This is a genomic window from Nicoliella spurrieriana (genome assembly GCF_023380205.1).
GTDB lineage: Bacteria > Bacillota > Bacilli > Lactobacillales > Lactobacillaceae > Nicoliella > Nicoliella spurrieriana.
Window position 1 is genome coordinate 538,504 of sequence record NZ_CP093361.1, and the last position, 14,105, is coordinate 552,608.

The 14,105-nt window shown below is 44.7% G+C and carries 18 protein-coding genes; 14 read left to right on the plus strand and 4 right to left on the minus strand.

Going from position 1 to position 14,105, the window contains the following annotated elements:
* Both MOO44_RS04140 and MOO44_RS04145 read left to right on the plus strand, forming a co-directional pair.
* On the plus strand, positions 1–435 hold the full coding sequence (locus MOO44_RS04140) for a cupin domain-containing protein (protein ID WP_260117153.1): 435 nt from the start codon (positions 1–3) through the stop codon (positions 433–435).
* The gene (locus MOO44_RS04145) at positions 435–752 is read left to right on the plus strand and encodes a carboxymuconolactone decarboxylase family protein (RefSeq protein ID WP_260117154.1); all 318 of its coding nucleotides are present in this window, start codon (positions 435–437) and stop codon (positions 750–752) included. The genes MOO44_RS04140 and MOO44_RS04145 overlap by 1 nt, the downstream gene beginning before the upstream one ends.
* Positions 753–787: 35 nt before the next feature.
* Here the strand turns inward: MOO44_RS04145 and MOO44_RS04150 are convergent, their stop codons facing one another.
* On the minus strand, positions 788–1,231 hold the full coding sequence (locus tag MOO44_RS04150; protein ID WP_260117155.1) for a hypothetical protein: 444 nt from the start codon (positions 1,229–1,231) through the stop codon (positions 788–790).
* Positions 1,232–1,368: 137 nt separating this feature from the next.
* On the opposite strand from MOO44_RS04150, the gene MOO44_RS04155 reads away from it, so the two are divergent.
* The 11 genes from MOO44_RS04155 to MOO44_RS04205 all read left to right on the plus strand — a co-directional run bounded on the left by MOO44_RS04155 (position 1,369) and on the right by MOO44_RS04205 (position 9,646).
* The gene (locus MOO44_RS04155; protein ID WP_260117156.1) at positions 1,369–2,259 is read left to right on the plus strand and encodes an ABC transporter ATP-binding protein; all 891 of its coding nucleotides are present in this window, start codon (positions 1,369–1,371) and stop codon (positions 2,257–2,259) included.
* Positions 2,259–3,134, plus strand: coding sequence for an ABC transporter permease (locus tag MOO44_RS04160; protein ID WP_260117157.1), 876 nt, complete (start codon positions 2,259–2,261; stop codon positions 3,132–3,134). Before MOO44_RS04155 ends, MOO44_RS04160 begins: the two co-directional genes overlap by 1 nt.
* Positions 3,124–3,579 (plus strand): LytTR family DNA-binding domain-containing protein, encoded by a 456-nt coding sequence (locus MOO44_RS04165; RefSeq protein ID WP_260117158.1) that lies wholly within the window; start codon positions 3,124–3,126, stop codon positions 3,577–3,579. Before MOO44_RS04160 ends, MOO44_RS04165 begins: the two co-directional genes overlap by 11 nt.
* Entirely contained in the window at positions 3,579–3,986 is a 408-nt protein-coding gene (locus MOO44_RS04170; RefSeq protein WP_260117159.1) for a DUF3021 domain-containing protein, read from the plus strand. The genes MOO44_RS04165 and MOO44_RS04170 overlap by 1 nt, the downstream gene beginning before the upstream one ends.
* Positions 3,987–4,116: 130 nt before the next feature.
* Positions 4,117–4,674: an ECF-type riboflavin transporter substrate-binding protein gene (locus tag MOO44_RS04175; RefSeq protein ID WP_260117160.1), complete on the plus strand. Its 558-nt coding sequence runs from the start codon at positions 4,117–4,119 to the stop codon at positions 4,672–4,674.
* 2 nt (positions 4,675–4,676) lie between these two features.
* A complete protein-coding gene (locus MOO44_RS04180; protein ID WP_260117161.1) occupies positions 4,677–6,383 on the plus strand; it encodes an ABC transporter ATP-binding protein in 1,707 nt (568 codons plus the stop codon).
* Positions 6,376–7,203, plus strand: coding sequence for an energy-coupling factor transporter transmembrane component T family protein (locus MOO44_RS04185; protein ID WP_260117162.1), 828 nt, complete (start codon positions 6,376–6,378; stop codon positions 7,201–7,203). Before MOO44_RS04180 ends, MOO44_RS04185 begins: the two co-directional genes overlap by 8 nt.
* A gap of 74 nt (positions 7,204–7,277) precedes the next feature.
* Positions 7,278–8,030, plus strand: coding sequence for a sulfite exporter TauE/SafE family protein (locus tag MOO44_RS04190; RefSeq protein ID WP_260117299.1), 753 nt, complete (start codon positions 7,278–7,280; stop codon positions 8,028–8,030).
* A gap of 10 nt (positions 8,031–8,040) precedes the next feature.
* On the plus strand, positions 8,041–8,727 hold the full coding sequence (locus MOO44_RS04195) for a CPBP family intramembrane glutamic endopeptidase (RefSeq protein ID WP_260117163.1): 687 nt from the start codon (positions 8,041–8,043) through the stop codon (positions 8,725–8,727).
* 20 nt (positions 8,728–8,747) lie between these two features.
* On the plus strand, positions 8,748–8,975 hold the full coding sequence (locus MOO44_RS04200) for a PspC domain-containing protein (RefSeq protein WP_260117164.1): 228 nt from the start codon (positions 8,748–8,750) through the stop codon (positions 8,973–8,975).
* 209 nt (positions 8,976–9,184) lie between these two features.
* Entirely contained in the window at positions 9,185–9,646 is a 462-nt protein-coding gene (locus MOO44_RS04205; protein ID WP_423802923.1) for a C40 family peptidase, read from the plus strand.
* A 114-nt stretch (positions 9,647–9,760) separates the two neighbouring features.
* Here MOO44_RS04205 and MOO44_RS04210 read toward each other — a convergent pair whose 3' ends face one another.
* From MOO44_RS04210 to MOO44_RS04220, 3 genes are all read right to left on the minus strand, one after another.
* On the minus strand, positions 9,761–10,558 hold the full coding sequence (locus tag MOO44_RS04210) for a GH25 family lysozyme (protein WP_260117166.1): 798 nt from the start codon (positions 10,556–10,558) through the stop codon (positions 9,761–9,763).
* Between the two features lie 183 nt (positions 10,559–10,741).
* Positions 10,742–10,870 carry a hypothetical protein gene (locus MOO44_RS04215; RefSeq protein ID WP_260117167.1) on the minus strand — a complete coding sequence of 43 codons (129 nt, stop codon included), beginning with the start codon at positions 10,868–10,870 and terminating at the stop codon, positions 10,742–10,744.
* Between the two features lie 15 nt (positions 10,871–10,885).
* Positions 10,886–12,262, minus strand: coding sequence for a class II fumarate hydratase (locus MOO44_RS04220; protein WP_260117168.1), 1,377 nt, complete (start codon positions 12,260–12,262; stop codon positions 10,886–10,888).
* Between the two features lie 277 nt (positions 12,263–12,539).
* Between MOO44_RS04220 and MOO44_RS04225 the strand changes: the two genes are divergently transcribed.
* Positions 12,540–14,099, plus strand: a complete 1,560-nt coding sequence (locus MOO44_RS04225) for an Nramp family divalent metal transporter (RefSeq protein ID WP_423802928.1) — start codon at positions 12,540–12,542, stop codon at positions 14,097–14,099.
* Positions 14,100–14,105: the final 6 nt, after the last annotated feature.

Genomic DNA, 14,105 nt, shown 5'->3' on the forward strand with positions numbered 1-14,105 from the left:
ATGACAGAACAACCATTAGCAAATGCCGGTGGACTTTTTGGCCGCGGGGCGAAAAACGATGCATATGCACAATATTTTACTGGCCAGAGTTATTTGAACGGCTTGGTAACCCCTGGCGCTGACGTTAACGTAGGCGTGGGGAACGTGACCTTCGAACCGGGCTGTCGAAACCATTGGCACATTCACCACCATGGCTATCAAATTTTGTTGGTCACCGATGGGACCGGACTATACCAAGAAGCGGGGAAACCAGCACGGCTACTTCACCCTGGTGATGTGGTCGTGACCCACGATGGGGTCAAGCATTGGCACGGGGCCACGCCCGACAGTTGTTTCACCCACGTGGCAATTACTACCGGCACCCCAGAATGGCTCGAAGCAGTATCCGATGCACAATTTACAGCTGCATTTGAACAGGGAAGGGGGGATGCATAATGGCGAAACAAACTGCTGGTCATGATCATTTAGGATCGTTCGCTCCCCAATTCGCAGCATTAAACGATGACGTTTTATTTGGTGAAGTCTGGTCGCGTACGGACCAACTATCCGCTCACGACCGAAGCATGATTACGATTTCGGCACTGATTGCGGGTGGCAACTTCGCACAATTAAAAGCGCACTTAACCATCGGGAAGCAAAATGGAATTACCCAGGATGAAATTGCTGCAATGATTACCCACCTTGCCTTTTACGTCGGTTGGCCCAAAGCGTGGTCGGCATTTGGGATCGCAAAGGAAGTCTATGGTGCATAGCTACCAAAAAACCACTCAATTACTAATTGGGTGGTTTATTTTTGGTATTTGTCGATGATGATCTGGATGTGGTTAACATTATCTGATTGGTAAGTTGTTTTGGGTCGTAGTTCGTAGCAATTAAAGACTAATAATTGCTCCGCTAACTTAATGCTTAACTGGGTATAATTTAATTTCTGCTTAATTTGAATTGATGCAAAATCACGTTGGTTAATGAACTCGTTTTGATTATTGAAGTGGCCATTAATATCCATTCCAATGATGACCACTCCGTAAGGTTCGAACGACAGCACGACCCGTTGTTCAAGGGCGCCGATCATGTAAGGTTGAACCATCCACTTGCCGACCCCCAAATCTTTTCTGGCAGCAATGACGGTTTCGATGCCGGTGGTCAAGCCCATTTGGTGTTTATAATTGAGAATGTTGGTTGCATCATAGTCGCTGTTGATTTTAGCATGCGGAAATTGAGCCGCTTTCACGTGAATATTGATGGGAACTCCCCCTTTTTGATTGTCATTTTACACCACTTAGGCGCTAATTTCGACCACTTACCAACGATGGAGCTTTGGAAATGAGTTGAATGTTATACTGATAAAAAATGAAACGAGGGATGGACATGACATTATTAAAGGTAAGCAATTTAACCCAGCGCTATGGTAACCATGTAGCGGTAAACCACATCGACCTATCAGTTGAAGCGGGCCAACTAGTCGCCTTCTTGGGACCCAACGGGGCTGGGAAGTCAACGACGATCAATATGTTGACCGGGATTACGCGACCCCAAAGTGGCACGATCGATTTAGCCGGCTTAAAACCGGGGACGAGGGCGTATCGTCATCAAATCGGGGTCGTGTTTCAAAATAGCGTCTTGGATGCCGATCTAACCGTACGGCAAAATCTGATGTGGCGGGCGGGGATGTACAAGCAGATTGACAATGCGTTTGTCACTCGTTTGATGCAGGCGTTTGATATTGAAACGATTGCAGGGCAAAAATACGGTTCACTCTCGGGCGGGCAACGACGGCGGGTCGATATTACTCGGGCGTTATTACATAAACCACGGTTGCTATTCCTAGACGAACCGTCGACTGGATTAGATATTCAAACCCGCAATAAAATTTGGGCGGTCTTGAATCAACTGCGGGTGGAATTTCAAATGACGATTATTTTAACCACCCACTACCTTGAAGAGGCCAATATTGCTGATTACGTCTACGTAATTGACCATGGTGAGATCATCGCCGCTGACACCGTTAGTGATCTAAAGGCCAAGTACGCTAAGGATGTCCTAAGGGTAACGACCACCGACATGGCCAAGTTGACCGCGCTAGTGGACCCACAGTGGCCAACGACCGTAAAGGGGCACCAAGTGGAGATAATGGTGCCAGATGTGGATGCAACGATTCGGTTCCTAACGGCTGCGCGGCCCTTGATTACCGGGATGGAGCTAAAGCGTGGCGACATGAACGACATCTTTGTGGCGCTAACTGGAAAGGAGATTCGCTAATGATTAATTTAATTAAACGCAACGTGACCATTTATTTTGCTAACCGGACCGCCGTCTTTTTCTCACTGTTAGCATCGTTGATTTCATTTATTCTATACATCCTATTTTTGAAAAATAATATGCAACAATCATTTCAACACATTCCCGATACCACTAAATTACTGGATCCGTGGTTGATTGGTGGGACACTATCCGTAACTGGATTGACGTCGATTGGAACCGTCCTCTCCCAATTAGTGGCAGATCGGGAAAGCCACCGCTTGGACGATTTAGCGATGACCGACTTATCGCAGTTGCAGATTCAAAGCGCCTACTTAGTTGGGGCGGTATTTGTAGGGACGTTCAACCAAATTGTGGTGTATCTCGTGATGAGTCTATACTTTCAACTAGTGGATGGCATTAGCGTTGACTGGAGTCAAAGCGGCAGCGTGTTATTGATTGCGTTATTCAGTAGCTTGGTCTGGACGGCATTTAACCTAATTGTCTACACAACGATTCAACGGCAGGCAACGATTTCCACGGTTTCTTCCATCATCAGTACGATTTCCGGGTTCTTTGCTGGCGTTTACGTCCCAATCAGTGTGATGCCTAGCGTTGCTCAGACCGTGATGAAGTTTACCCCGACACCATACGTTTCTGCAGCATTTCGGGATGTGATTATGCATCAACAGTTAAAGAAGTCGTTTCAGCATTTGTCGACAAGCCAGTTGAATGATTTTCGCTTGGCAATGGGAATTGATTTAAAAGTTAATGGGACCCAGCTCAACATGGCCCAAATGGTGCTAATTTTAGGTGGATTCCTATTTCTGTTCGTTGTATGGTTGTTGGTAAGCAACTACTTTAGAACGAAAGAAGGGATTAAGCGTGCAAGTTGATTTTCATCAAGATGACCACCTCTCACCAGATGAAATTAAGCTCCTGGTTAGCGCGAAGCAACTAACGCCTGAAGTGGTGGCGTTGATTAACCACCTTTCTGTGGTGCAGACCCAATCGACGTCGGTATTGCCACTATCAATTGACGACCGTGTGGAAATGGTGAACCTAAGTGCCATTATCTCAATTGAGGTATTTGGGAGTGATCTGACGATTGCGACCACGACCCATGAATACACGTTTCATGGTCAGTTGAAAACGATCCTAGCTAAAATCGATGACCAACGGTTCATCCGGATTGCCCGGGGAACTGCGATTAATATTGACCACCTGAACTCATTAGAAGCTGGCTTTTCCGGCAATATGACGGCTTTTTTGGATCATGAAATTAAGCTGAACGTTAGTCGTAAGTACCTACCGGATTTGAAAGCGAGGTTAAGAATGTGATGAATAGATTTAAAATGGCGGTTCAGTTTGGGTTGATTGGCATCTGCATTGGTTCAGCCACTTTTTTAATTTCTTTATTAAATTATAAACAATCATTAGTCACCCCATCCCAAATTATCAGCTTGTTTATTGCTAGCGGCTTAGTCGGTGAATTATCGATGATCTTTAAGTTCAAACGATTTCAGTTTATCCCTAGATTAGTAATCCACTATCTGGGAACCACCTTAATTATGGTGGCTTTTGGAGCCTATAATCACTTTATCGATAACTGGTGGGCACTTGGGTCATTCGTAGAAAGTGTGACGGTCGCTTACGTCATTATTTCGGTGGTCCAATACATTATGAATATTAGATATGCCAACAATGTTAATCAATTGATCAAAGCCCGTAAAAAGGACCGCCATTAAAGCAAGTTGACTTTTAAAATGTGAATAGCTATCATTATATTTAAAGTTTCTTTAATGATGGAATGGTTAGAATGACCCGCTCCGTGCAAGACTGACAGAGACGGGTTTTTCTAGTCTACTGGGGGATAAAATGAATAGAAAACACTTAAGTATTCGGACCGTGGTTGCGATTGGCATTGGAACCGCCATCGTCTTTTTATTAAAACGGTGGGTTTCAATTCCAAGTGGGGTTCCCAATACGAACATTGATACTTCATACGGCTTTTTGGGCTTTGCAGCCGTTTTATTTGGCCCAATCGCTGGTTTTTGTATGGGCTTTTTGGGGCATGCACTCACTGACTTCACAATGTATGGGATGCCCTGGTGGAGCTGGGTAATTTCCACCGGCTTCGTTGGTCTGGGGATGGGGTTATTACACCACCACCTCGGCGTTGATGATGGCATGTTCACCACCAACAAGATGGTCATCTATAACGTGTGGCAAATCTTGATTAACTTCATCGCTTGGACGTTGATCGCCCCGACCGGGGATATTTTAATTTATGCCGAACCGGCGAATAAGGTCTTTTTACAGGGGTTCGTTTCAACGATTACCAACAGCCTCTCGACCGGGGTAATCGGCACGATTCTGCTAGCTTCGTATGCTGCTACTAAGCTTAAAAGGGGTAGCCTTAGAAAAGAGGATTAACGATGACTGAACAATCAGGAATTCAATTTGACCACGTTAGTTTCCAGTACTATAGCCAGGCCGAGCCGACGTTAAGGGACATTAATCTCACCATCAATCCGGGGGAAAAGGTGTTGATCGTTGGGCCTTCTGGATCCGGGAAATCGACGTTGGGGAACCTCATTAACGGGATTATCCCCCATAATTATCGTGGTGACCTTACCGGGACGGTAACGGTCGATGGAATTAACGTTGCCACTTCCAGTGTCTTTGACCTCTCACTTAAGGTCGGGACCGTTTTACAAAACGCCAATGATCAGTTCGTGGGCCTCACGATGGCTGAGGATATGGCATTTGGGATGGAAAACGATGCCACGGCGGTCCCTGAAATGCACCGTCGCGTGGCCCAATGGGCCGACTATTTAAACCTAACGGACCATCTCGCCCAATCTCCGCAAAGCCTTTCCGGGGGCCAAAAGCAACGGGTCGCAATGGGTGACGTCTTGATCGATGAGGGCAACATCATGCTCTTTGATGAACCGTTGGCCGCCCTGGACCCTGCCACTGGCTACCAAACGATTCAATTAATCGAGCGTTTACACCGTGAATTTGAAATGACCGTGGTAATTATTGAACACCGCCTAGAAGAAGTTTTGACCCAATCTGTTGACCGCTTGATCGTATTGAACGATGGTCAAATCGTTGCAAATGGGCATCCAGATGCGATTTTAAAAAGTGATATCATGCCACAATTGGGGCTACGTGAACCGTTGTACGTGGAAGCGCTCAAGGCTGCAAACGTTGATTTAGAAACGGTCCAAGACATTGCCGATGTTGAACGAGTGAATGCACCACAGCTTGCCACTCAACTCGCCACGTTGACGACTCAAGAACAGCCAGCAGGATCCACCAGCGCCAGTCCGTTGTTAACGATTGCGGACCTAAGCTTTGGGTATCCTGACCAAGCACCACTGTTTAAGGACCTTAACCTAACGGTGAATCGGGGGGACCACCTTGCATTGGTCGGGCGTAACGGAATTGGCAAGTCAACGCTTAGTAAGTTGATTACTGGCTTTTTGACGCCGACTGCCGGTCGAATTAGTCTCAACGGGCAGCCCTTAGCTAATGATTCGATTAAGGAGCGTGCTGACCATATCGGGTATGTAATGCAGGATCCGGACAAGATGATTAGTCAGGTCACGATTAAGGATGAAGTCGGCCTGGGCTTAAAGCTCCGCGGGGTGACTGGGACTGAAATGACGAGCCGGGTCAATGCCATTTTGAAGGTGTGTGGACTATACCCATACCGCAACTGGCCAATTTCCGCCCTGAGCTTTGGCCAAAAGAAGCGGGTCACGATTGCTAGCATCTTGGTATTGAAGCCGGAAGTGTTGATTTTAGATGAACCCACGGCGGGCCAGGATTTCAGGCACTATACTGAAATGATGAACTTTTTGACCGCCTTAAATCACCAGGGGACCACGTTGATCACGATTACCCACGATATGCACTTGATGTTGGAATATGCCAATCGAGCAGTCGTGTTGGGTGAACGCGAGGTGCTGGCCGATACTAAACCGGTCGAGGTCCTTTCCGATGCTAACCTATGCCAATTTTCAGATTTGCGTCCGACCAGTTTATACCAGTTGGCAAAGCGGTTTGATTTAAATCCAGAAACCTTTACCAACCGGGTGATTGAATACGAATTGGGGGCGACTAAGCATGAGTAACAACCTATTTGGCTATGACCACGGGGATACCTGGATTCATCGGCTCAGCGGGAGCAGTAAACTCTTCTTTTTTATCCTGGTATCGATTATTGCGATGGTCAGTTATGACCCACGCTTTATTGGCTTGGTGTTGGTACTATCGATGGTTGCTTTACAGCAATCCCACATTCGTTGGGCCCAGATTCGGTTAGTCGTAAAGTTAATTGTGGTGTTTTCACTGCTGAATTTGGTCATGATCTACGTCTTTTCACCTGAAAACGGGGTCGCCATCTATGGCACTAAGCACGTTATTTTGGGGAGTGGCTTCTATGCGCTCACCCAGGAGCAGCTATTCTATGAAGTGAACCTAGCGTTGAAGTACTTCGTAACCGTGCCGTTAGCGTTAATTTTTCTAATTACCACCAACCCCAGTGAATTTGCGGCTAGCTTAAATCGGTTAGGGGTTTCCTATCGGATCAGCTACTCGGTTTCACTGGCGTTACGCTACATTCCGGATGTCCAAAACGACTACCAAGAAATTAGCCGGGCCCAACAAGCCCGTGGCTATGAAATTTCCAAAAAGGGCAAGTTGATGGCCCGCTTAAGGGGGGCCGTTCGAATTATTATGCCGCTTATTTTTACCAGTATTGCTAAAATCGATACGATCAGTCAGGCGATGGAGCTGCGTCGCTTTGGCCGGAATAAGAAGCGCAGTTGGTATCTGCAACGACCCGTTACCAAGAACGATTGGTTCGTTTGGATTGCGACCATCATAATTGTGTTGGTCGGAATCTGGTTTTTCCATTTAGATGGTGGTCGCTTCTTTAACCCGTTTAAATAATTTATCCAGCCACCCTAATTGGGGTGGCTGTTGTGGTATATTAGAGATAATACTTACAAAAGGGAAATGATATTATCTTAATACTACTCGTAATCATTGGCTTCATTATTGGTGGCTTCATCATTGCAATGGGTGGGGGTGGCGCAACCTTTTACCTAGGGATTTTGACTGGATTAGTCAATATTGCCCCGGCTAGTGCCACTGCGACTTCATTGTTTACTGCGTTACCATCGTTATGCATCGGTGCTTACAGCCATTATCGAACCGGCAACATGCGCTTTCATTTTGGTAATCGCATGTTGATTACCGCAGTCCCAGCAACGGTAGTCGGGAGCTTGATATCCGGATACCTATCAGATACGGTTTACCGCTGGTTGTTATTCCTGTTGTTTATTTGTTTAGGCAGTCAAATTCTTTGGCAATCGTTCGGGCCACATCGCAATCGGCAACGGCAGCATTCTAACGATTCGAAACTAGGACAAGCGTTTCTGTTTGGGGCATTAAGCGGTCTAATGGTTGGCATCGCTGGCCTTAGTGGTGGCAGTCCGTTGGTTGCCGGCATGCTTTTAATGGGCCTTTCAATGCAGGAGGCTGCTGCCACTTCTTCGTACGTGTTGATCGTGACTTCATTGGTTGGAATTATGCTCCACTCCACTTCTGGTGCCATTGCGTGGGCGCCTGGGATTGCATTGATGATCGGTGCCATTTGTGGAGCAGCGTTCATGCCTTATTGGTTAAATAAATTTAATGCAAGCCAGGTGACCAGCGTCTTGCGGCCGATTATGGGAACGGTTATGATAATAATGGCAATTACAACGATTCTTTAGGAGGATTTTTATGCAAAAAAAATTAAATGTCGGTGACTATATAAACCGCATCTGTATCTTGGTCGGAATGTGGTTCTTTATTGAATTAATTCAGTTGCCAGTTGCTTTTATCGCTAGGGTTGATCAAATTGCAGCCAAATTATTATTGATCGTGGTGTACTTTGGAATGTATGCGGGTGCAATTGCGATTGCCTGGCATTATTATCGGCAATACCATCCAGAACCAGTAGGTAAGATGACGAGAGGCAATGTTATGCTGGTCGTGATCGCATACGTCTTATTTATGATTTTTCAAGCGGTAATGATATTACTATCTAACGCTGTTTATCATCAAGCATCCTCTGAGAATAATGATTCGATTCAAAGGATTTTAAGTTCGAGTCACCTTACAATGGTGGTAATGTTGATTGGAATTGTGATTTTATCACCGATTGTTGAGGAACTGGTGTTTCGGGGGATGATCGTGGACGGGCTATTCAAAACCGCGCCCATCATTTGGCCGATGTTAGTTAGTGGGGTGGCGTTTGCGATGGCCCATGCATTCAGTAACCCGTTCTTATTCTTAGCTTATGGTGGGATGGGTGCAACGATGGTGTACCTTTACCGCAAGACTGGCACGCTTAAGACCAACATTAGTTTCCATATGTTAAATAACTTGATTGCTTCACTGGGAATGTTACCATTGCTCTTTAAGTAGTTAAGATGGGGGGCTTAAAAATGAATAAAAAACTATATCGGTCTAATGACCGGATCATTTGCGGGGTATTAGGCGGGATTGCTGAATATTTTGGCTGGGATAAGACCTGGACCCGCTTGATTTATGCCGCTTTGACGATTCTGAGTTTTGCCTTTGCTGGCTTGATTTTATACATTGTTGCGGCAATCATCATCCCTAACCAACCCAAGCGCCGGGAAGTGGATGCGCAAGAATTTGATCAAAAATAATTAAAATGATTAACGATTTACCCTAGTCACGAATGATACATTCGTGACTTTTTTGTTTGATAAATGATTTTTGTAACATGAATGTAATAGTTTTGAAATCATTTTGTATTAATTTTGTGTTTGTTTAGTATTATTCGGTCCCTATAATTAAAAATAGTTAAGATAATGTTAAAAATAAATGCGTGTTTTATTTACTGGGGATGAATAAATTGAACTACCAAAAACTACTAAAAACCATGTTAGTACCATTAGCTTCGCTGACCATTTTTGCTGGGGTGAGCGCAAGCCAGCAGCCATCAGCGAGTGCCGCCAGTAAGAGAGCGGTTAACCAGGCCTATAAAGTGGCTGAATCCGAACTCGGCTCACCATACGTTTACGGGGCAGTCGGGCCCACTTCATTTGATTGCTCAGGATTTACCCAGTACATATACCAACAAGCCCATGTAACACTTGCACGGACTGCACAGGGTCAATACAACACAACAAAGCCAGTGTTACGAAGCCAATTGAAAAAGGGTGATTTAGTTTACTTTGGTGATGATGTTAATTCAATCAGCCACGTTGGTTTCTACATTGGGAACGGTCAAATGATCGACGCCCAAGATAACGGAGTGGTCACTGAAAGTATTGATGCACCATGGTGGAGCATCGTTGGTTATTCCAGACCATAAGATTCAGCCGAATGGCGTTGTTAGAACTTTCTAACAGCGCTTTTTTGATCCAAATAAATAGAGCAGCCAGCATCTTCATTGCTGGTTGCTCTATTTATTAGTTAATGCAAAGCATTAATTTGCATCACTAGTCAAATCAATTACGTTTGGATTCTTAACCGGCTTTTCAACGGTGGTGGAAACCTTCGTCGTAGTCGTTTTAGTGGTGGTCTTAGTAGCAGTGGTGGAAGTGGTGCTACCGCCGATCCAGAAGGAAAGCGGCTTACTATTTGCAGGAATCTTACTTGCATCCACCCGCTTGTTTAGTGCGGCACTATAGTATTTATCAGTATATTGCCAAAGGTCGTATTTATAACTAGTGCTTGGGGCGTTGGAAGTGTAACTAGCTAACCAAATGGCATCGTAAGCGCTTTTGGCACTGGTGAAGTGCCCCATGAATGATTGGTAACTGTACAATACGATGGGCCGCTTAGTGAGTTGCCGAGCCCGGTTGGCCCATGCCACGGTCGCACCGTTCAGCGTCCCGGAAGTAACGTGGTTTGATTCAGCATCGTTCACGTAGAATGAGGCGCCCGGAGCGGCCTTGACTAATTTAGCAGCTTCGGTTGCTGCGCCACTGGCGTTTTTATAGAGGCTGTAACTATACACCCCGTACTTCACGCCGTTGCTAGCAAGAACCCGAACGTTATTCCGGAAGACCTTGTCATTATAATTCGCCCCGTATTGAACCCGTAGGATTAGGAACTGGGTCTCTGATTTTAACTTTTTGGCCTGTGCATTAGTGATGTTTCCCTGCCACTCGGACAGGTCATAAATGGGTTTGGCCGCATTTGCGGTAATGGTAAATATTGGTGCAACGATGGCGAGCCCTAACACTACGACCAAGCTGCAGATCCTTTTTAATGTTTTCATTTTAATCTTCACTCCATATTATTTAATTACTAATCACTAGTTTAACATTAATAGCCCCCTAAAAACCGCTTGCAATGGATTTACAACCAGATTGTAACTTATCGGTAATAGTTTTATTTTTAGTTAAAAAAAGGTTAAAAAACCGGCCAGAAGCGAACAATTTCGCTCCTGACCGGTTTGGATTTAATCAATATATCGCCACAAAAAGACGATGGCGGTTACTAGTGCAGCCCAAAAGATGCTTTGGATGCGATCCTTGGTTTCCACTTTTTGGGCCTTAGTTTCCTTATTTTTACCAGTAAAATACTTCATTTCATAAACTACCTTCTACTTAGATTGACGGTCAATATTGGTCATGGCCCGAGCGTCGACCCAGCGGTTGAACTCGGATTCAGTAACGCCACTTGCTAGTGCAGCCGCCTTTAATGTTAAGCCCTCCCGTTGGGCCTTCTGGGCAATCTTAGCACTCCGCTCGTAGCCGATGTGGGGGCTTAGGGCGGTAACTAACATTAATGAATTTTCGAGTAATTCCGTCATCCGGGCTTGGTTGACGGTTAACCCAGCAACTAGGTGGTGGTTAAACGATGTAATTGCCTCTGTTAATAGGTTAGTGCTATCTAGAAAATCATAAATAATAATCGGTTTGTAAACGTTCATTTCAAAATTACCCTGACTATTGGCGATGTTAATGGTCGTGTCATGACCGATGACCTGGGCACAAACCATCGTAAGCGCCTCGACTTGGGTCGGATTGACCTTTCCGGGCATGATGGATGATCCGGGTTCATTGCTAGGAATGTTTAATTCATTGTAACCGGCTCTAGGGCCGCTGGCAAGGAACCGCACGTCGTTGCCAATTTTAATTAAGTCGGTGGCAAGCGTCTTTAAAATCCCATGGACCATTGTGATGCCGGTGTGATTGGCCAGCCCCTGAAACTTATTCGGGGCCACGGTGAATTGAATCCCAGTTTGGCGGCTCAACTGAGCAACCATCGCTTGATCAAATCCATCCGGGGTGTTCAATCCGGTTCCAACCGCAGTGGCGCCGATTGGAAGTTCCAATAGGGTTGCTTGATTGGCCTTAAGGTATGCTAAGTCGTGTTGCAAGGCACTGACCCAACCACTGATTTCTTGGCCGAACGTAATCGGTGTGGCGTCTTGGAGGTGGGTTCGGCCGACCTTTACGACCGTTTTAAATGCGGCTTGCTTTTCTTGCAGGGCGCGAATTAATGCGCTGAGGGCGGGAATCAATTTATCAATCGCCTGAGTGGCGGCCATCATCATTGCAGTCGGAAAGGTATCATTAGAACTTTGCGACTGGTTGACGTCGTCATTGGGATGAATTAACTGGGTCCCAGCGGTTTGGTTTGCAATGTGGGTAATAACCTCATTGACGTTCATATTGGTTTGAGTCCCACTCCCGGTTTGAAACACCACTAATGGGAAGGCATCATGATGCGGTGCGGCTAACAACTGGTCAACGGTTTTAGTGATTAATTGAGCTTTTTCAGCTGAGAGGTTCCCAATTTGTTGGTTAACAATCGCTGCTGCCTTCTTAATTTGTAATAGGTTATCAATGATTTCAATCGGCATTTGCTGCCCAATTTTAAAGTTATTGCGACTCCGTTCGGTTTGGGGACCCCAGAGGGCCTCCTTTGGGACCTTTACTTCTCCCAATGAGTCATGTTCAATTCGATATTCCAACCTAATCCACCCCTTATCAATTTACCTCTAATTATAATTAAATTATTAAAAAAATGTCAAAACGTTTATTAAATTAGAATTAAATTTGAATATTTAATTGTTTTGGGGTTATTTGTTAACTAAAAAATTAAAATTTTTAGACTTACCTAAAAAAGACTTTAAAAATTCTTAAAAGAGTGTACAATATGCTTTGGTTAACAAATTATATATTAGATTGTATCAACTCAAAATGATACCTTACAGAAAGGTGGAGTTTCACGTGAGTGAAAAACACAGTATGATTCACTACGCTAACGGTCCTTCCTTGGAGGAAATTAACCACACCGTTACCGTACCTAGAGATTGGGGATTCTGGAAGACGCTGTTTGCCTATTCAGGTCCTGGGGCACTAGTTGCCGTTGGATACATGGATCCAGGTAACTGGTCTACTTCAATCACTGGTGGTCAAGATTTTGGGTACCTGTTGATGTCGATTATCTTGATTTCAAGTTTGATTGCGATGTTACTACAATACATGGCGGCTAAACTTGGAATTGTGACGCAAATGGATTTAGCGCAAGCAATTCGTGCGCGGACTTCAAAGGGACTTGGAATTGTTCTATGGATCATGACGGAATTTGCCATTATGGCAACCGATATCGCCGAAGTTATCGGAGGGGCGATTGCTTTGAACCTGTTATTCCATATTCCACTAGTCATCTCGGTATTTATTACTGTTTTTGATGTTTTACTATTGTTGTTACTAACTAAGATCGGGTTCAGAAAAATTGAAGCCATCGTGGTTTGTTTGATTATTGTAATTCTAGTGGTCTTTGCTTACCAAGTTGCATTATCAAATGCAGACTGGGGCGGCGTATTCAAGGGCTTGATTCCAACTGCAGATACATTATCACAAACTAGAAAAGCTTCTGATGGCTTAACTCCTTACGCTGGTGCGTTGGGGATTATCGGAGCAACCGTTATGCCACATAACCTTTACTTACATTCAGCCATCTCACAAACTCGTGATTATGATCCAAAGGACAAAAAGGACGTTGCACGGGCCATCAAGTTTACGACTTGGGACTCTAACATTCAATTAACCTTTGCATTCTTCGTTAACGCATTGCTATTGATCATGGGGGTTGCCGTATTTAAGACCGGTGCCGTTAAGGATTCATCATTCTTCGGATTGTTTGATGCCTTAAACAACACTTCGACTTTAAGTAATCCGGTCCTAATTAGTGTTGCAAAGTCTGGAATTTTATCAACGTTATTCGCCGTTGCACTATTAGCTTCAGGACAAAATTCCACCATTACTGGGACCTTAACAGGTCAAGTAATCATGGAAGGGTTCATTCACATGAAGATGCCACTTTGGTTACGGCGGTTAATCACCCGGTTAATTTCAGTGATTCCGGTGCTAATCTGTGTATCACTAACTAGTGGTGAATCAGAACTTCAAGAACATACCGCTTTGAATAATTTGATGGAAAATTCGCAAATCTTCTTAGCCTTGGCATTACCATTCTCAATGCTACCATTGATTTTAATGACCGATAACAAGCACCAAATGGGAATGGAATTTAAGAACACCCTTTGGGTTAAGATTCTTGGTTGGGTTTCCGTAATTGGTTTAATTTACTTAAACTTAAACGGACTTCCATCTGCCGTTTCTGGATTCTTCAGTGATAACCCAACGACTGCACAAACGAACTTGGCAACCACCATTGCTTACATTCTAGATATCTTAATTCTAGGACTATTGATTTGGACGTTAGTTGAATTCCACTTTGGAAACAAGCGGATTGATGCTGAAAGACGCGCTCAACAAAATCAACAAAAGGGTAACGCATAATTAACC